This is a genomic window from Glutamicibacter sp. (assembly GCF_032154645.1).
Lineage (GTDB): Bacteria > Actinomycetota > Actinomycetes > Actinomycetales > Micrococcaceae > Glutamicibacter.
This window is the reverse complement of sequence record NZ_JALDXV010000025.1, coordinates 1-16,659: the sequence shown is the minus strand read 5'-3', so window position 1 is coordinate 16,659 and position 16,659 is coordinate 1. Positions and strand designations below refer to the sequence as shown.

Genomic DNA, 16,659 nt, shown 5'->3' with positions numbered 1-16,659 from the left:
GTCCTCGTCGGAAGTTCATGAAAATGGTGTTATGAAGATTCAACGAATTGGGATTCTCGGCGCCGGCCGTGCCGGCACCGCCCTTGCTAGGGTGGCGGCTTTGTCCGAGATCGACGTCGACATCGCTTCGACTAGAACACCTCAAATGATGAAATATCACTTGGCGCAGTACGCACCACAAGCCCATCCGGTAATGGCGAAAGACCTCGCGCGCAACGCTGAAGTTATCGTGCTGATGGTTCCACAAGAAGAACTGGACGATGTCGATAGATCGATGTTTTCGCGTTCGATTCTGATTGACGCCACCAACCGATGGCACGATGAACCAGTACCAGCATGGTTTGAGGACATGCTGGATGCGGGGCTTTCAAGCAGCGAGGTCGTCGCCGCGAGATTTGCTCCGGCCAGAGTCGTTAAAGCGTTTAATCACATTAGCCACTGGGATTTAGACGCCGACCGCACGACTAGAGCGTCTGGCCAGCGGGCTTTAGGCATTGCCTCAGACGACGCCGCGGCAGCGGAAATCACTGCGGACCTCACCACACAACTGGGGTTTTCCCCCGTGATTCTTCCAAACCTGAAGTCCGGGCTGATACTCGAACCGGATGGTCCGGTTTTCAATGAAGTTCTCGATTCAGCACAGTTAAAAAAACTCATGAGTTCCTAGTTTTTCCGCACGCAGGGATCTCAGCGTAGAGAGCTAATGACTTATGAACCACGTCAAACTGTTTGGTAGTTTGCGCGCCGCCTTTTAAGAATTGGGCGATCCCATAATGATCAAAATCTAGTATCCAGAGAATGCAAAAACCCCTGAAAGACCGTAGTCAATCAGGGGTTTACCTGTGCGCGAAAGGGGACTTGAACCCCTACCCTCTAAGCGAGGACCAGCACCTCAAGCTGGCGCGTCTACCTATTCCGCCACCCGCGCAGGTTGTTTGTTGTTCGCGTTGTTTTCGCTGGCAACGAAGTAAAACTTTACCACCCGTTTCACTCGATTACCAATCGGCCGATAGGCATCCAAGATACAAGAAATTTCCCGTGATTACGCGGAAAATTCGAGGTTGATTAGTGGTTTCATGCCAATTTTTCGAATTTTCGTGTTGAGCGTCACAGTACTTTTCGCTCGAAACTTTGTCCTCGCTCCAACGACGACCAACACCAAAAAACAAAAAGAAGGATATGGTGTTGCATCCGTCCTCGGTATGACATTGACATCGGTGGCGTAGACAGGGCGTTCTGGAAAGAGGTGCCAATGCGAGCCACGATTCCATAGTGCAGGCCTGCCAATTGATAGCATCAAAGTACCGTGGACTTTTCCACGAACGCCCACTTCAACTTCTTCGGAGCTTCGATGCGAATCGCCATGCTTTCCTTGCACACTTCCCCCATGCAGCAGCCTGGGTCCGGAGACGCTGGCGGCATGAACGTTTATATCCAGAACCTTTCATTCGCTTTAGGGGCCCTCGGACACGAAGTTCACATGATTACCCGCAGCGCCCACCCAACTGAGTCTCAGCTAGTTTCCGAGGGTGTGTGGATGCACCACGTTCAGATCGAAGCCGACAGGCAATTGAGCAAAGAACAGCTGCCTCAAATCATTGACCCGTCGGTAGCAGCGATCGCCCAGCACTTGCATGGGATCCAGATCGACGTAGTACATGCCCACTATTGGCTCTCCGGCATGGTTGGACTGCAGCTTTCGGAACTCTTTCAGGTTCCATTGATCGTTTCCATGCATACGTCGGCAGCGGCCAAAGAACATGAATCCGGCATTGCCGAACCTGCGATGCGAAAAAACGCCGAAAAGCTACTTCTCGGTCGGGCCGATCGAGTGATTGCCAATACACCTGTTGAAGCTTCTCACTTGATAAAGTTCTACGACCTAGACCAGTCAAACCTCGACGTGGTGCTGCCCGGAGTCAATCACCGGGTGTTCCATCCCGATCAAGACAAGCTTTGCCGCCCCTTAGGCGACGACGATCTCCACCTGGTGTATGCAGGCAGGCTGCAACCGCTTAAAGGCGCACATTTACTGCTGCAGGCGATAGGTATTGCCCGAAAGGAAAAGCCACAGGTTCGAATCACTGTATCGCTCTTCGGCGCGTCCTCCGGAAGCGCTGATTACAATCTTGAAGAAATTTGCCGGCAAGAAGAAGTTGAAGATCTAGTCCGGTTCTTTGGCCCCTTGGAGCCAAGGCAGTTGGCAACGGTTTTTGCTAATGCAGACGTTGTAGCGGTGCCTTCACTGTCGGAGACTTTTGGTCTGGTAGCCGCAGAGGCGCAGGCATGTGGCACTCCTGTAATTGCCAATGCTGTTGGCGGGTTGAACTACGCGGTCAGCGACGGCATCTCAGGCTGGCTCATCCCCACGCCGAACGCTGAGTTGTGGGCGAGCAAGCTCCTCGAATTGGCGGATAACCCAGCGTCCGTCACAAGGGCCGGCCATAACGCTTTGGAACATTCCGGAGAATTCACGTGGGAGCGAGCAGCAGTAGAAACACTGGCAAGCTACAGGATTTCGCAATCAGCTTTACTCGGCTAACTAACCGACTCCCGAAAGAAAAGACGAGGTCAAAGATGTCACGATTCCCATACCTCAACTGGTGTTAGCGTAGAAAAACGGGCGATCCAGAGGGCCTTCGCCCGCTGGATCGCCCGACTCGTTGTGTCGCTCAAAGGCATGCGAAGAATCGTGCCCATTAGGTTCGACGAAAGCACGTTTGTGAGTTCACCTGAAAATTTAATTCCCGTACGGTCTGCGACCAGAACCGGCGTCACCATTGGAATCTTATGCGTCATTACCGGAGGACTGATCTCTGCGGTGACGGGACCCTTGGACCTAGACAAGGGCAGCTGGGCCGCGGCCTACCTAGTATTGGTAGCGGGAGTAGTGCAGTACGTCGTTTCCATGCAAGAGCAGCTGCTCAACGCTCCCCCGCGCGGCAGTTCAATACTTTGGCTTCGCACCTTGCTGTGGGCTGTGGGCAACACATTGGTCATTGCGGGCGCACTGCTCGAATTCCAATGGCTGATTATTGTCGGCGGAGCTGTTTTGGTTTTCGTGCTTCTGATGTGTTTGGCGCATTCACGGGGCGCTAAGCGTACGGCGTTGGCCTGGTGTGCACGAGTTGTCTATCTCGTGGTCATTCTCAGTGTCCCAATTGGCGTGTTTTTGGCTCAGCGATAGCCACAACCTATGACAGCGGTAAAGCAGCATTGAAGCTGTTTTACCGCTGTCATAGGTTGTGCATCAACCACGTTCCAGACTCAGCTCGAAGTGGGGTTTGCCCTTACGCGGATTCCAAGCGTGAACTTGATAACCGTCTTCTTGAACATCGAAGGCAAGATCAACTGAGGCTGGAAGCACCACGGGGGTCTTAAACTCGATATTCCAACGGTAACTACCAGCCGCTGGTTCGATCCCGGCAAGAGAGCGTGCAGCCAGGTAGATGCCATGGGCGATCGCGCGAGGCATGCCCAATGCCTTTGCGCTCAATCCATAAAGATGAATGGGGTTGTAATCGCCCGAAATGGCGGCCCACCGCCGTCCGGTTCCTGCGTCAAGTTTCCAGGATGCAGTTCGGGTCGGAACAGTGAACGTTTCATGTGCGGTCGCCTGCTGAGCTGACCCGCCAATCTTCACCCCTTTGGCCAGGAAAGTGCTGCGCAACTCCATACGAGTTTGTCCGCTGACGACGATCTGCACCACAAGATCACAGGTAGCGCCCCTGTGGTGAGGCTGCAGGTTCTCGCTTTTAACTTCGATATCGAAAGGCTCGTCCTCCTTGAGCGGATCGCTGACCATCACCGAGTTGCTCAGATGAATCATGCCGAGCAGCGGCAAGGGAAAATCTTCGCGCAGCATCAGCGACATCGCCAAGGGGAACGCCAAGGTGTGAACATAGAGACTCGGAAGCACACCGTTCATCGACGCGCCTACCGCACGCCTGTACTCATTGAGTTTCCCGGCATCAGAAACTGCACCTTGATACACCAGAACCGTTTCCGGCAATGCCGGATCGCGCGGTTTGCGGCCAAGAGTCTTCACCGATTTTGCATAAATCGAACCCATTGTGGGGATCTGCGTAACAAGCTCGGCCCCCACTTACGCTCCAACCAATGATTGACCGCAGACGCGCAGTACCTGACCATTGAGGCCCGCGGCGGCATCTGAGCTGAGGAAGGAAATAGCCTCCGCGACGTCTTCCGGCAGTCCACCCTGCATTAGCGAAGGCAGAACCATGCGTGCCACCGTTCGAGTGCCCAGCGGAATCTTGGCAGTCATTTCGGTTTCAATGAATCCTGGTGCGACTGCGGCGATGGAGCCTCCCTGTGCGGCAAAAAGCTTGGCCGAAGCATGAACCATGCCGATGACGCCCCCCTTGGACGCCGCGTAGTTGGTCTGACCCCGGTTGCCGGCAATGCCTGAGGTGGATGCCAACGATACGATGCGCAGGCCAGGCAGCTTTGCGGCGAGAAATACCTCGTTCATGCGCAGTTGGGACGCGATGTTGACAGCGATGACTGAATCCCAGCGGGTTTCGTCCATATTGGCTAGCAGCTTGTCACGGGTGATCCCGGCGTTGTGCACGACGATGTCCAACGACCCATGGCGTTGCATTGCATGGTCGATGATCTGTTGTCCCGCGTCCTTTGCGGTCACGTCCAGCTGCAGCGTGGTTGCACCGATTTCGTTGGCTACCGCGGCCAGCGATTGACCTGCCTGCGGCATGTCGACGACGATCACCTGGGCGCCGTCGCGGGCCAGAGTGCGCGAAATTGCGGCGCCAATACCTCGGGCGGCGCCGGTCACCACGGCAACCTTACCGGCCAACGGCTTATGGAAGTCCTCAGGCAGGGTTCCGTCCGTGGTCTTCACGGTGAGAAACTGTCCATCTACGTACGCGCTGCGTCCGGAAAGGAAGAAGTTCAAAGCACCCAATGAACTAGGGCTTGTCAGATCCGTACCGTGCTCCAGCACAATACCGTTGGTGGTCGCGCCGCCACGCATTTCGCGACCCAGCGAGCGGATTGCGCCGTCGATGCCTTGGCGCACCGCAGCCACCGCTGGCTTGTCGCTGTCCATGGCCGGTCGTGAAAACGAGACGACTCGCGCTCCTGGAACAAGGTTGCGCAGCGCTTTGCCTGCCGCAAGCATGAGTGGAGAGAGCTGCTCCGGGTGGGTCAGCTCATCTAGTAGCAGGATGATACCGCCGAGCTTTGCCTCTCCTGCGTCATGGCGGCGAACATCGAGGTCCCAAGAAACAAGTGTGTCGCTGAGCGCCTGGGCCTGGGCTGACTGTCCGAGAACCAAAATGGGGCCCGGTAGCAACGGAGTGTCTGCCCCATAGCGGCGCAGACGCGGTGGACGTGGCAGTCCCAAGAGTTTTGCAAGCTTTTTAGTTAAGCCCGTGTTGACCAGTTCCATGTACTTGTCTGCCATTAGTTGCGTGCCTCCAAGATTGCTACGACTCCCTGACCGCCAGCTGCGCAAACGGAAATTAGCGCACGGCCCGACCCCTTGTCATGCAGCATCTTTGCGGTGCTTGCAATGATGCGTCCACCGGTGGCGGCGAAGGGGTGTCCAGCGGCCAGCGAAGAACCGTTGACGTTGAGCTTGCTGCGGTCAATCGCACCCAATGGTGCGTCCAAACCCAGCTTCTCACGGCAGAACTGTTCATCCTCCCAAGCCTTGAGCGTGGCGAGCACTGTTCCTGCAAATGCTTCGTGAATCTCGTAGAAGTCGAAGTCCTGCAGGGTCAGGTTGTTGCGCTTGAGAAGACGTGCGGTGGCATAAGCGGGGGCCATCAACAAGCCTTCGGCACCGTGGACAAAATCAACCGCTCCGGCTTCAAAATCGACGAAATTCGCCAGCATTGGGAGGTCATTTTCCATTGCGTACTCTTCGCTGCCCAGCAGGACGGCCGACGCGCCGTCGGTCAGCGGAGTGGAATTTCCGGCGGTCATGGTGGCGGCGTCGCCGAGGTTCTTGCCGAAGGCAGGCTTGAGCTTGCCCAGCTTTTCCAAGGTGGAGTCCGCGCGGAGGTTGTTGTCCTTGGCCAAGCCGTTGAACGGAGTGATCAGGTCGTTGAAGAATCCGCGATCGTAGGCCGCGGCAAGATTCTTGTGACTGGCCAGGGCCAGCTCGTCCTGCGCTTGGCGGGTGATACCCCATGCCTTGGTGGTGATCGCCTGGTGATCGCCCATCGACAGTCCGGTGCGTGGTTCTCCTGTCCCCGGTGCGCTCGGTGCCAGATGACCTGGACGGATCTTTGCCAACGCAGCAAGCTTGGCCTTCGTGGTGCGGGCTCGGGACAGTTCAAGCAGGATGGCGCGCAACGGCTCGGAGACCGCAATCGGTGCATCCGACGTCGTGTCTACGCCGCCGCCGATGGCCGATTCAAGCTGACCGAGCTTGATCTTGTTGGCTAGCGAACCGATGGCCTCCATGCCTGTGGCACAGGCCATCTGGACATCGTAGGCAGGAGTGGACGGATCAAGCGAACTCCCCAGCACCGATTCGCGGATCAGGTTGAAGTCCTTGGAATGCTTCAGCACCGCACCCCCGGAGACGGCGCCGATGCGCTGTCCCTGCAGCCCGAAGCGGGCGACGAGGCCTTCAAGTGCCGCGGTGAACATATCCTGATTCGACGCATTGACATACGCGGTGTTGGAACGGGCAAAGGGGATGCGATTGCCGCCGATGATCACTGCATTGCGCGCTGAGGGTTGACTCATCTTGTATAACTCCTGAAAAGAATTCGCTGTGAGAAGTATTACTGTAACTAAGAGTACATGATACTGTGAGTAACGTGAACAAGCTCACTGAAGATTTTGACGCGGCGCCCGACGGCCGCGCAGCGCGCTGGGAAGCCCACCGCACGGCACGTCATCAGGAACTGCTGAAGCTGGCCCGCAAAGCCGTGCACAAGCTTGGTCCGCAGGTGTCAATGGAAGACATTGCCAACCACGCAAAAACATCCAAGCCGGTGTATTACCGGTATTTCGGGGACAAAGACGGTCTGCGCCAGGCATTGGGTGCCATGGTCATCAACGACTTCCGGCGACGCGTGATCTCCGCTGGCTTGGCCAAAGACGACGAAGCAAGTGCCCTGCATGCAATGGTCACCGCCTACCTAGAACTCGCTGCCAACAGCCCGAACCTGTATTTCTTCGTGACTGCAACGCCGCCGGAAGCGGTCCTGAATGGAACTGCCGGGGCCAAGTTCACCGAGGACGAATCTGCTGGAGCACTCAACGACTTCTTCGAAGAAGTCACCGGGCTGATCAGCGAACGCATCACCCGGCTCTACGCGTCGAATGCCTCCAGCGCTGCGATTAACCTTTGGCCCCGCGCGGCCCTGGGAATGGTCCGCGCGGCAGGCGAACAGTGGCTGCGCCAACCACCGTCGGAGCAGAAGCCGAGCCTCGAAGAGCTGGCCGAAGAACTCACCGGCTGGCTTGCCTATGGCATCGCGGCAACAACCAAAGCTTAAAACAACAATTTACGCAGTGAATGAAAGGTAAAGACATGAGTGATCACCGCATTGACGTCAACGCCCTGTCGGAGCAGCTGCTCGGCCCCTATGCCGAAATCCGCAAGGCATCCCGAGCCCGTGCAGCCCGCCCGGAACTGCAGCGCGACCCGCTGCTGGGAATGGAAAAGCACCGCGAACGCGTGTTGGACCAGCTGAGCATCCTGGTCCAGGAAGAAGCAGTACAGCGCGCCTTCCCAAAGAAGTTCGGCGGATACGACGACCACGGTGGCTCCCTTGCGGCATTCGAAGAACTCGTCGCCGCTGATCCATCACTGCAGATCAAGGCCGGTGTGCAGTGGGGCCTGTTCGCAGGTGCGATCCTGCACCTTGGGACCGAAGAGCACCATGCCAAATGGTTGCCTTCGGCCATGAGCCTGGAAACTCCTGGCGCCTTCGCCATGACTGAAATCGGCCACGGTTCGGACGTCGCTGCGGTGGCAACCACAGCCACCTACGACGAAGCAACCGAAGAGTTCATCATCCACACCCCTTTCAAGGCGGCATGGAAGGAGTTCCTCGGTAACGCAGCACTTCATGGCAAGGCTGCCACCGTCTTCGCCCAGCTGATCACCAAGGGCGTCAATCACGGAGTGCACTGCTTCTACGTTCCAATCCGCAATGAACAGGGCGATTTCCTCGAAGGCGTGGGCGGCGAAGACGACGGGCTGAAGGGCGGCCTGAACGGCATCGACAACGGCCGACTGCACTTTAACCAGGTGCGTGTTCCTCGAACCAACCTGCTCAACCGCTACGGCAACGTGGACGCCAACGGCAGCTACACATCGCCCATCGCCTCCCCCGGGCGCCGTTTCTTCACCATGCTCGGCACCCTGGTTCAGGGCCGTGTATCCCTGGATGGTGCCAGCACCAACGCTTCAAAGATCGCCCTGCAGATCGCTGTAACCTACGGCAACCAGCGCCGGCAGTTCAACAGCACCTCGGACACCGAGGAAACCACCCTGCTCGATTACCAGCGCCATCAGCGCCGGCTGATCACCCGGCTGGCACGCACCTATGCAGCATCCTTCGCGCACGATGAACTGCTGGATAAGTTCGATGCCGTCTTCTCCGGACGGGAAGACAGCGACGAGGACCGCCAAGACCTAGAAACCCTGGCCGCGTCGCTCAAACCGCTGAGCACCTGGGACGCGCTGGACACCTTGCAGGAGACCCGCGAGGCCTGCGGCGGCGCCGGATTCATTGCCAAGAACCGCTTCACCCAGCTCTACCAGGACCTGGACATCTACGTCACCTTTGAGGGCGACAACAACGTATTGCTACAGCTTGTCGGCAAGCGTCTGCTGACCGACTACGCCTCCGAGTTCCGCAAGTTGGACACCGGCGCCGTGGCATTGTTCGTGGCCAAGCAGGTTGGCAATACGGCGCTGAACCGTACCGGCCTGCGCAGCGCGGGACAGGCGTTCGCCGACGTGAATGACGAGCGCAAGAGCGCCAACTTCTTCAAGGACCCCGCCAATCAGCGTGAACTGCTGGCCGCGCGCATCAACTCAAAGGTCGCAGAAGTTGCCGGAGCCCTGCGCAGCGCAGGCAAGAAGCCGGCCAAGGCCGCCGCGGCATTCAATGAAAACCAAGACCTCCTAATTTCCGCAGCCCGCGACCACGGCCAGCTGCTGCGCTGGGAAGCATTCACCGAGGCCTTGGAAAAGGTTGCCGATGAGCAAACCCGCGAGGTGTTGACCTGGCTGCGCGATGTCTTCGCACTGACGGTCATCGAGCAAGACCTCGGCTGGTATCTGGCCAACGGTCGGCTGTCCATGCAGCGCGCCCGCACCCTGCCGGAGTACATCAACCGTCTGCTCGCCCGATTGCGCCCACATGCCCAGGATCTGGTCGACGCCTTCGGCTACACCCAGGACCACCTGCGGGCAGACATCTCCTCTGGCGGCGAAGCAGAGCGCCAGAATGAAGCGATGGAGTACTTCCGCAAGCTGCGTGCCAGCGACCATGCCCCAATCAGTGAGAAGTCGCTGAAAAAGGCAAAGTCCCACGCTTAGCAGCCAACCCACACCCTTTGGGGGTGCTGGCATCGAATCGGTGCCAGCACCCCCAACGGGGTTTTAGTCGCTGGTAGAAGCCAGCCGCTGGGCCAGTGCGACAATAATTCCTTCCGGCCCGCGCACATAAGCCATTTTCCAAACATCTTCGTATTCTCCAACGCCGCCGACCAGCGGATACTCCTGCTCTTCGAGAACCATGAGCAGCCCTGGCAGATCGTCGACTTCAAAAGCCACCGACCGCAAACCCGCTTCATTGGCCATCGCCTGCGGCTGGCCGGGACCTCCAATGGGCCGGTCAAAACACGACAGCTCGATTCCAACGTCACCGTCTGGGACACCGAGCATCACGATATTGGTTTTTGAGTCGGGCATACCACAGACGGTGTCGAGGAATTCCGATTCAAAATCATCCATCCTCCCTTGAACTTCCAGACCCAACAGCAGGAAGAAATCAATGGCTTCTTCTAGGTCTTTCACCGTGATTCCTACATGATCAATCCGCTTGATCGTTGGCATCAGCAATTTCCTTCCTCATAATTGGCATTAGTACTGATTGCCCAGATGCTACGCGAACGATCCGATCCACGATAGGGTGCCGAAGGTCTGGCACAGGAAGGCGCTAACAGTATGGAAATTCGTGTACTCCCTGCACGAAATGAGCATTGGCAGGATATGCTCACCGTGTTTGGAACTTCGGGAGATCCCTCGTGGTGCAAGTGCCAGTACTTCATCGACCAGCAGTGGAATCAGGGCGGCCGAGCCAATGAAGCAGCGCTTAAAGGGCAAGTCTGCTCCACAGGCATACCAGCGGGACTGATTGCCTATGTCGCCGACCAGCCCGCCGGCTGGCTGCAGGTTGGACCGGCCCAGCGCTATCCGCGGTTCAAGCCGCGCGGTCATCAATCGGCGGCGGATGTATGGGTTGCAACCTGCTTTGTGGTCCGCGAAGAATTCCGACGGCGAGGCATTTCCAAGGCTCTACTGGAAGCGGCAATCGAGCATGCCAAAGAGAACGGTGCGCACATCTTGCGGGCCCGCCCCACCGATGTTTCCATCACTTCCAAAGACAGCGCCGGGTTGTTCACTGGGGTACTGAGCAGCTTTTTAGACCAAGGCTTCAAGATCTTGAACAGGAATCGAAGCATGACCTTGGTGGAGCTCGAATTAGACGAACCAAGATGAACCTGGCGAGCGACAGCTTAATCTCAACAGTTGCAGCGGAAGCAATTCATCCTTAACAGCAAGTCCAAGCTGGGCAGGGCCCATGCTTCGCCAGGACCGACCTGTATAAGCTGGATAGATTTCAGACCGGCCGGCGGGTCCCGTAATAGTCGACCTCATAATCGCCTGCTACAAAGAGCACCGATTCATGTTCAATACCTGTCTATGGCAGGGCCCGTGACAGCGGCCTGCCACAGTTTAGCAACACCCAGTTGTTCCGGGCTCACCAGCACGTCAAGGATTCCTCAAATCAGGTCCGCTTAATCTTCATGGCCATTGTTCTTGGTTGCCGTTGGTCATTACTCCAAGATTCAGCCCATCTCTTTGCAACCCCACAAGATTAGGTTCGACCTCTGGGAACGCCGACCAGAAGTTCTCGTCAGCAGTTAGATATGCGGTGAATTCTACGTTCAGCTTTTCTTCATTTGATGTTGCCAGTACACCTACTCCCGGAATATACAGTGCTGGCTTGGTTCGTCGCCGACTGGGAAGACCAATCTCATCAGGGAGGTAAATCGTTCATAGTCAACTGTTCAAGACCGAGCTAAAGCTCGCGACGTTCGGGTTTCAGAGTGGCACAAAACCAGTGGAAGATTACCTTCAGCACCTCACCCGAGTGCCGGTCCCCGAAGAATGTGTTGCCTGAGCCAATGAGATCATCCTGACTTTTCGGGGAATCATTATTAATGAATTGGCATTCGAACGCATTATGCGTGCAGCGGCGCGAGGAATTCCAACCTGTTTCCAAACGGGTCCTTGGAATGGAAACGAGTGAAGCCGTCAAATGTGAATTCTTCGTCCCAATTCACTTCCATGCCATGATTCACGATGCGAGCCGCCACATTGTCTAGCTCAGCCCTCGAATCGACAACGAATGCAGGATGAGCCTTCGCTGACGGGACAAAACCGTCTTCAACCCCCAAATGAATTTCCACCACCGCAGCGTTCTCAGGATTTGACCGGAACCAGCAGCCTCCACGACCAGCTAATGCTTTTGGTTTTGCGACTTCGACCAATCCCAAGGCTTCTTGATAGAAGCTTCGAGCTTGGCTTTCTTCTCCGCGATGCATAGACAACTGAACATGATGCAGGCGCATGGGGCCTCCTACTAGGTGCTTGGCCCGAGCCTACATCACCTTTGATGACCACGAAGCGCAGAAGCCACGAATGCCCCTCAAAGGAATCATGGCTTCTGCCTGTCCGGCTGCGAAGTTATGCTAAGCCAGCTCGGCAACTTCTACACGGGTGCGTCGCGATGGAACGGGTGCAACATGCTCTCCACCGGCCAAAATACGCTTAATTTCGAGCAACCGGTCGGCGGCACCTTCGTCTGTTTGTACGATCCATGGTCCGACCATCAAGTAAGTGGGGTCATTTTCTGCCTCGGTAATCACTCCGGTCACCAGAAAATCTCCATATGGCTCCTGGTTGAAGGAGGCAACTACCAAATCGCCGTGGTGCAGCTCGTTCGTTTTAACGGGAATTGGATCAAACTCGCCGTCGAATTCGGCCGGGAAGGCGCGCACGTCCTTATCCGGTTGGCGTTGGCTCACTTCATCCCCGTCAGCACCCTTCGCCTTTTTAACAGCTGCCGCGGCGTTAAGACCGCCAACCATGAGATCGTCCAACACCGTGGCGTGTGCTTTGCCGGTAATGAGGAAATTACCAAATCGGGAAGTCTTATACAGCACCGAAATGATGTCGCCGGTTGCGACAGAGCCAAAGGCCGCCTTCATCCCTGCAACATCGCGCTTCGATGGCCCCTTGATGAATGTATCCATGGACTGCTCCCCTAAATATGCTCGTTTAGTTTCAATCTCCTAGCCTATTCGAGAAGAAAACTTCGACCCAATTTCAATTTCGATGGCGGAAATCCTCCGATCCAACAAAAAGTCAGAGAGTATTAGTCTCAAACATTCGTTTCACAGCTAAGCTGGGATGGTGGACACACTAGAACGCTATGCACCGAATGAAAATCTCCGACGAGATGAAGCAGCGCTGCGCGCCGCGGACATCACCTGGCACTTTGCCGAAGTCCAGCTGGACTTATCAAATGCCACCGATCAGGAAGCAACCAGTTTCCCGTCGGTTACTACCCTGAATTTCAGTTCCGCGTCAGGAGAAACTTTCCTTGATTTCATTCATGAATCGATACAAGAAGTTCTAGTTAACGGCAATCCAGTTGACCTCGAAGAGTCGGTGCTCGACTCACGTATATATCTCAGTGGATTGCTCACCGACGCGGCAAACACCGTGCGCGTGACCGGTCGTGCCATCTACTCACGTTCAGGTGAGGGCTTGCACCGTTTCGTCGACCCGCAGGATGGCGAAACTTATCTGTACACGCAATTCGAGCCTTCAGAAGCCCGTAGAGTCTTCGCCTGCTTTGAACAGCCGGATTTGAAGACTAGCTACCGTTTCAGCCTGACTGGCCCGTCGGCGTGGCATCTTGCCAGCAACCAGCCGATCGTGGATGAAGTATTCCATGACGATGGAACCAAGACCGTAGTCTGCTCCCCTACCGCACAAATCTCCAGCTACATCACTGCGGTACTGGCAGGTCCATATCATGTCGTCAGGGGCGAGCATGTCCAGGAACTCGCCGACGGTGAAGAACTTGTCATTGAGCTGGCGGCAACCTGCCGAGCTTCGCTGGCAGAGCATTTTGACGGTGAAGAAATACTTGAACTGACCAGCCGTGGTCTGAACTACTTCCATGAGCTGTTCGACTACCCCTACCCTTGGGGCAAGTACGACTCGGCCTTCGTTCCCGAATACAATCTGGGCGCGATGGAAAATCCTGGCCTGGTCACCTTCACCGAACGCTATGTCTTCACCTCGCACGCCACCGAAGCGCAGCATGAGCAGCGCGCGAATACCATCATGCACGAAATGGCTCACATGTGGTTCGGTGATCTGGTCACCATGAAGTGGTGGGATGATCTCTGGCTTAAGGAATCATTTGCCGACTACATCGGCACGCTGGCCAACGACCAAGCCACCGATTTCACTACAGCGTGGACCACCTTTGCGGCTCGCCGCAAGGCCTGGGCCTACGTTGCCGATCAGATGCCTACTACCCACCCCATCGTGGCGGACATCCCAGACCTACTGGCAGCCGATCAAAACTTCGACGGCATCACCTATGCCAAGGGCGCCAGCGTGCTGAAGCAATTGGCGGCATTCGTCGGGGCCGACGCGTTCCGAGACGCAGCCCGGTCCTACTTCCGCAAGCATGCCTATGGCAACACCTCGCTGGATGACTTCCTCAACGCGCTGGAAGCCGCCAGTGGCCGCGATATGAGCCAGTGGGCACAGGCCTGGCTGAAGTCCAGTGGCGTGCCGAAGCTGCGAGTCGACTACACCACTGACGATTCTGGAACGATTACCTCGGCCTCGTTGGTACAGTTCGGCACCGACCCAGTGACCGGGGAATCTATTCGTCGTCCACACGTGCTCAGCGTAGGAGCGTATTCGCTGGTTGACGGAGGGCTAAACCGCACCGATGCTGTGACGGTAGAGCTGTCGGGCGAAAGCGTCGCATTGGATTTCTTAGTAGGCAAACCGGCTCCGGCGTTGATCTTGCCGAATGACGGGGACGAATCCTATGCCCTGATTGAATTCGACCCAACGTCGCTGACGACCTTGCTCGAGAATCTCTCCGGACTCACCGACTCCCTCCCTCGCGCCACCTGCTGGGCGTCCCTTTGGGACGCGGTACGTTCGGCGACACTGGATGCGCAGAGTTACATCAGCGCTATCCTCGATCATGCACAGACGGTCGGTGATGCCGGCGTCTTTACCGTACTTACCGACCAGTTGCTGCTGAGCATTTCCCGCTATGCTGCACCGGAACGGCGCGAGCAATTGCGCCGGCGCGCTGCCACAGTGCTGACCGGATGGTTGACTTCCTTCGAACCAGGAAGCGACCAGCAGATGACCACTGCCCGCACACTGGCACGCCTTGCACGTGCTGGCGTTGCCAATGAGGTGGTCGACGCGTTCATTGCCGGTGAGAATTCTTATCAAGTACCAGTGGATGAGCAATTGCTCTGGGATTCATATGTCGCCGTTGCCGCATCTGGCAGGCTCGATGCAACTGCGGAAACGGCGATGCATGAAACAGCCAACGCAAGCCCCACCAGTGTTGCGCTCAACGCGGTTCGCACTGCATTGGCGGCTCGTCCAGACGCCACAGTTAAGGAAGCTGCGTTCGATACTGTACTGATGGCGCGCGATGATCGTGGACCGCTGTCCAATGATGCGCTTTCCGCCACCGCTGCAGGCTTCGTATTAGGTTCACCATCGTTGCTGGCACCCTTCGAAGAGCGATACTGGGCCGCAATCTTGCCGGTATTTGAAACGATGAGCATGGAGTTTTCCACCCGCGTAATTGAAGGCCTTTACCCTGCGGCACAAGATTTGGCAGGTTCAGTGTCCGAGAATACGGCGTTGATCAGCGCCGACAAGTGGCTTGAACGCCATGAAAGTGCACCCGCTGCCCTGAAGAGAATTTTGCTTGAAGAACGCGCCTCACTGCAGCGTTCCCTCGCAGCGCAGCAGCTGAGCCGAAACAGCCGCTAACAACGCATGACAGAAGGCTCTGAGCACCAGTATCAGGTGATCAGAGCCTTCTTGTATCGCAAGCAGTTATTTACGGAACGCGAGCGGTCCAGGCTTCGGTATTAAACTTGGTGTCAGCCAGTTCACGGGCTGCCTCACGAGCTTGGTCGTCAAGCTGCACTCGTGTAGCTCCTGTACGTTCTGCAAAGGTATCCATCATTACCTCGATGATGTCTAGTCGTTCAAGTTCAATCTGAGATTTGAGCGGATCAACGCGTTTCACTGCAGAGGTAATTCCCTTGTCAGAGATCTTTTCACGGCCGATGCGCAGTACTTGAGTCATCTTTTCGGCGTCGATGTCATAGCTCATCGTGACGTGGTGCAGCATGGCGCCATTGGCCAGTCGCTTTTGGGCTGCGCCGCCGATCTTGCCGGCATCGGTAGCGATGTCATTCAGCGGCTTGTAGTGGGCATTGATGCCGATCTTTGCCAAGGCCTGCATGACCCATTCGTCGAGGAAGGGATAAGAGTCAGCAAAGCTCATTCCATCAACCAAGGACTCAGGAGCGTAGAGCGAGTAGGTGATGCAGTTTCCCGCTTCCATGAACATCGCCCCGCCTCCGGAAATTCGGCGTACTACCTTGATTCCATGCTTGGTGGCCTGTTCCATGTCGACTTCGTTTTTCAGTGATTGGAACGATCCGATGACCACTGCACTTTCATCCCAATCCCAGAAGCGGATGCTGGGTTTGCGCAATCCCTTGGCGATCTGCCGGGTAAGCACCTCGTCAAGCGCGACTTGTTCAGCTACCGGAATGATTTCGGGGCCAAGAATTTCCCACTCATGGTCTCCCCATTTAGTCGCATGACCTAATGCGCGGCGCACTACGCGGGCCACAGCGTCGGCATCGAAACCGAACATGACGGCTCCTTCGCGCAGGTTGGCTGTGACTGCATCGCGAATAGTCGAATGAGTAGCATCGCTGGGAAGTCCGTTGATGGCCGAGTTGAGATCATCTAGCGCGTCATCCGGTTCAAGGAAGAAGTCCCCGTTCAACGAAGTCTTGACTATCACCCCGTTGTCGATTTCCAGATCTACAACGACTAATTTGCCACCGACTACCTTGTATTCACCATGATGCGTCATGTTGTCATTCTATCTCTCAACGAAATGTGGGTCCTGCGGCCCATTGTCATTAAAGCAGCGGCGGCGTGCCTCCACCTGAGTGGAGGCACGCCGCGAAAGCTTGCGAGGGGCGAAGTGATTACTTCTTGCCGCCGAAGCCCTTGAAGCGGGCGTTGAAGCGCTCGACACGACC

General features: G+C 56.4%; 14 protein-coding genes and 1 tRNA gene. 7 read left to right on the top strand and 8 right to left on the bottom strand.

The features are described from left to right. Positions 1 to 31 precede the first annotated feature (31 nt). Positions 32 to 667 (top strand): NAD(P)-binding domain-containing protein, encoded by a 636-nt coding sequence (locus tag RUH64_RS15490; protein WP_313814582.1) that lies wholly within the window; start codon positions 32 to 34, stop codon positions 665 to 667. 176 nt (positions 668 to 843) lie between these two features. On the opposite strand, the gene RUH64_RS15485 is transcribed toward RUH64_RS15490, so the two are convergent. Next, a tRNA-Leu gene (locus RUH64_RS15485) sits at positions 844 to 928 on the bottom strand. A 492-nt stretch (positions 929 to 1,420) separates the two neighbouring features. Between RUH64_RS15485 and RUH64_RS15480 the strand changes: the two genes are divergently transcribed. Together RUH64_RS15480 and RUH64_RS15475 are read left to right on the top strand one after the other, a co-directional pair. Beyond that, complete coding sequence (locus RUH64_RS15480; RefSeq protein WP_313814581.1) at positions 1,421 to 2,542, top strand: glycosyltransferase; 1,122 nt, start codon at positions 1,421 to 1,423, stop codon at positions 2,540 to 2,542. A 180-nt stretch (positions 2,543 to 2,722) separates the two neighbouring features. Beyond that, positions 2,723 to 3,187 (top strand): hypothetical protein, encoded by a 465-nt coding sequence (locus tag RUH64_RS15475; RefSeq protein ID WP_313814579.1) that lies wholly within the window; start codon positions 2,723 to 2,725, stop codon positions 3,185 to 3,187. A gap of 63 nt (positions 3,188 to 3,250) precedes the next feature. On the opposite strand, the gene RUH64_RS15470 is transcribed toward RUH64_RS15475, so the two are convergent. The 3 genes from RUH64_RS15470 to RUH64_RS15460 are packed head-to-tail and all read right to left on the bottom strand — an operon-like array spanning position 3,251 to position 6,738. After that, positions 3,251 to 4,105, bottom strand: coding sequence for a MaoC/PaaZ C-terminal domain-containing protein (locus RUH64_RS15470; RefSeq protein ID WP_313814577.1), 855 nt, complete (start codon positions 4,103 to 4,105; stop codon positions 3,251 to 3,253). After that, on the bottom strand, positions 4,106 to 5,443 hold the full coding sequence (locus RUH64_RS15465; RefSeq protein WP_313814576.1) for a 3-oxoacyl-ACP reductase: 1,338 nt from the start codon (positions 5,441 to 5,443) through the stop codon (positions 4,106 to 4,108). Then, positions 5,443 to 6,738 carry an acetyl-CoA C-acetyltransferase gene (locus RUH64_RS15460; RefSeq protein ID WP_313814575.1) on the bottom strand — a complete coding sequence of 432 codons (1,296 nt, stop codon included), beginning with the start codon at positions 6,736 to 6,738 and terminating at the stop codon, positions 5,443 to 5,445. Before RUH64_RS15460 ends, RUH64_RS15465 begins: the two co-directional genes overlap by 1 nt. A gap of 74 nt (positions 6,739 to 6,812) precedes the next feature. Between RUH64_RS15460 and RUH64_RS15455 the strand changes: the two genes are divergently transcribed. Both RUH64_RS15455 and RUH64_RS15450 read left to right on the top strand, forming a co-directional pair. Then, positions 6,813 to 7,496: a TetR/AcrR family transcriptional regulator gene (locus RUH64_RS15455; RefSeq protein ID WP_313814573.1), complete on the top strand. Its 684-nt coding sequence runs from the start codon at positions 6,813 to 6,815 to the stop codon at positions 7,494 to 7,496. Between the two features lie 35 nt (positions 7,497 to 7,531). Then, entirely contained in the window at positions 7,532 to 9,553 is a 2,022-nt protein-coding gene (locus RUH64_RS15450; protein ID WP_313814572.1) for an acyl-CoA dehydrogenase, read from the top strand. Between the two features lie 63 nt (positions 9,554 to 9,616). Here RUH64_RS15450 and RUH64_RS15445 read toward each other — a convergent pair whose 3' ends face one another. Next, positions 9,617 to 10,072: a VOC family protein gene (locus RUH64_RS15445; RefSeq protein ID WP_313814571.1), complete on the bottom strand. Its 456-nt coding sequence runs from the start codon at positions 10,070 to 10,072 to the stop codon at positions 9,617 to 9,619. A 111-nt stretch (positions 10,073 to 10,183) separates the two neighbouring features. On the opposite strand from RUH64_RS15445, the gene RUH64_RS15440 reads away from it, so the two are divergent. Beyond that, positions 10,184 to 10,738 (top strand): GNAT family N-acetyltransferase, encoded by a 555-nt coding sequence (locus RUH64_RS15440; RefSeq protein WP_313814570.1) that lies wholly within the window; start codon positions 10,184 to 10,186, stop codon positions 10,736 to 10,738. 746 nt (positions 10,739 to 11,484) lie between these two features. Here RUH64_RS15440 and RUH64_RS15435 read toward each other — a convergent pair. Together RUH64_RS15435 and RUH64_RS15430 are read right to left on the bottom strand one after the other, a co-directional pair. Then, positions 11,485 to 11,874 carry a VOC family protein gene (locus tag RUH64_RS15435; protein WP_313814569.1) on the bottom strand — a complete coding sequence of 130 codons (390 nt, stop codon included), beginning with the start codon at positions 11,872 to 11,874 and terminating at the stop codon, positions 11,485 to 11,487. A 120-nt stretch (positions 11,875 to 11,994) separates the two neighbouring features. Next, positions 11,995 to 12,558 (bottom strand): hypothetical protein, encoded by a 564-nt coding sequence (locus tag RUH64_RS15430; protein WP_313814568.1) that lies wholly within the window; start codon positions 12,556 to 12,558, stop codon positions 11,995 to 11,997. Positions 12,559 to 12,718: 160 nt separating this feature from the next. On the opposite strand from RUH64_RS15430, the gene pepN reads away from it, so the two are divergent. Beyond that, complete coding sequence (gene pepN / locus RUH64_RS15425) at positions 12,719 to 15,361, top strand: aminopeptidase N (RefSeq protein ID WP_313814567.1); 2,643 nt, start codon at positions 12,719 to 12,721, stop codon at positions 15,359 to 15,361. A gap of 70 nt (positions 15,362 to 15,431) precedes the next feature. Here pepN and RUH64_RS15420 read toward each other — a convergent pair whose 3' ends face one another. Continuing rightward, positions 15,432 to 16,487 carry a biotin/lipoate A/B protein ligase family protein gene (locus RUH64_RS15420; RefSeq protein WP_313814565.1) on the bottom strand — a complete coding sequence of 352 codons (1,056 nt, stop codon included), beginning with the start codon at positions 16,485 to 16,487 and terminating at the stop codon, positions 15,432 to 15,434. Positions 16,488 to 16,659 lie beyond the last annotated feature (172 nt).

What these genes read in the sequence shown, in the direction of transcription:
- RUH64_RS15490 (WP_313814582.1), top strand. Translation starts at nt 32, where the DNA reads ATGAAGATTCAACGAATTGGGATTCTCGGCGCCGGCCGTGCCGGCACC.
- RUH64_RS15480 (WP_313814581.1), top strand. Translation starts at nt 1,421, where the DNA reads ATGAACGTTTATATCCAGAACCTTTCATTCGCTTTAGGGGCCCTCGGA.
- RUH64_RS15465 (WP_313814576.1), bottom strand. Translation starts at nt 5,443, where the DNA reads ATGGCAGACAAGTACATGGAACTGGTCAACACGGGCTTAACTAAAAAG.
- RUH64_RS15460 (WP_313814575.1), bottom strand. Translation starts at nt 6,738, where the DNA reads ATGAGTCAACCCTCAGCGCGCAATGCAGTGATCATCGGCGGCAATCGC.
- RUH64_RS15450 (WP_313814572.1), top strand. Translation starts at nt 7,532, where the DNA reads ATGAGTGATCACCGCATTGACGTCAACGCCCTGTCGGAGCAGCTGCTC.
- RUH64_RS15445 (WP_313814571.1), bottom strand. Translation starts at nt 10,072, where the DNA reads ATGCCAACGATCAAGCGGATTGATCATGTAGGAATCACGGTGAAAGAC.
- RUH64_RS15440 (WP_313814570.1), top strand. Translation starts at nt 10,184, where the DNA reads ATGGAAATTCGTGTACTCCCTGCACGAAATGAGCATTGGCAGGATATG.
- RUH64_RS15435 (WP_313814569.1), bottom strand. Translation starts at nt 11,874, where the DNA reads ATGCGCCTGCATCATGTTCAGTTGTCTATGCATCGCGGAGAAGAAAGC.
- RUH64_RS15430 (WP_313814568.1), bottom strand. Translation starts at nt 12,558, where the DNA reads ATGGATACATTCATCAAGGGGCCATCGAAGCGCGATGTTGCAGGGATG.
- RUH64_RS15420 (WP_313814565.1), bottom strand. Translation starts at nt 16,487, where the DNA reads ATGACGCATCATGGTGAATACAAGGTAGTCGGTGGCAAATTAGTCGTT.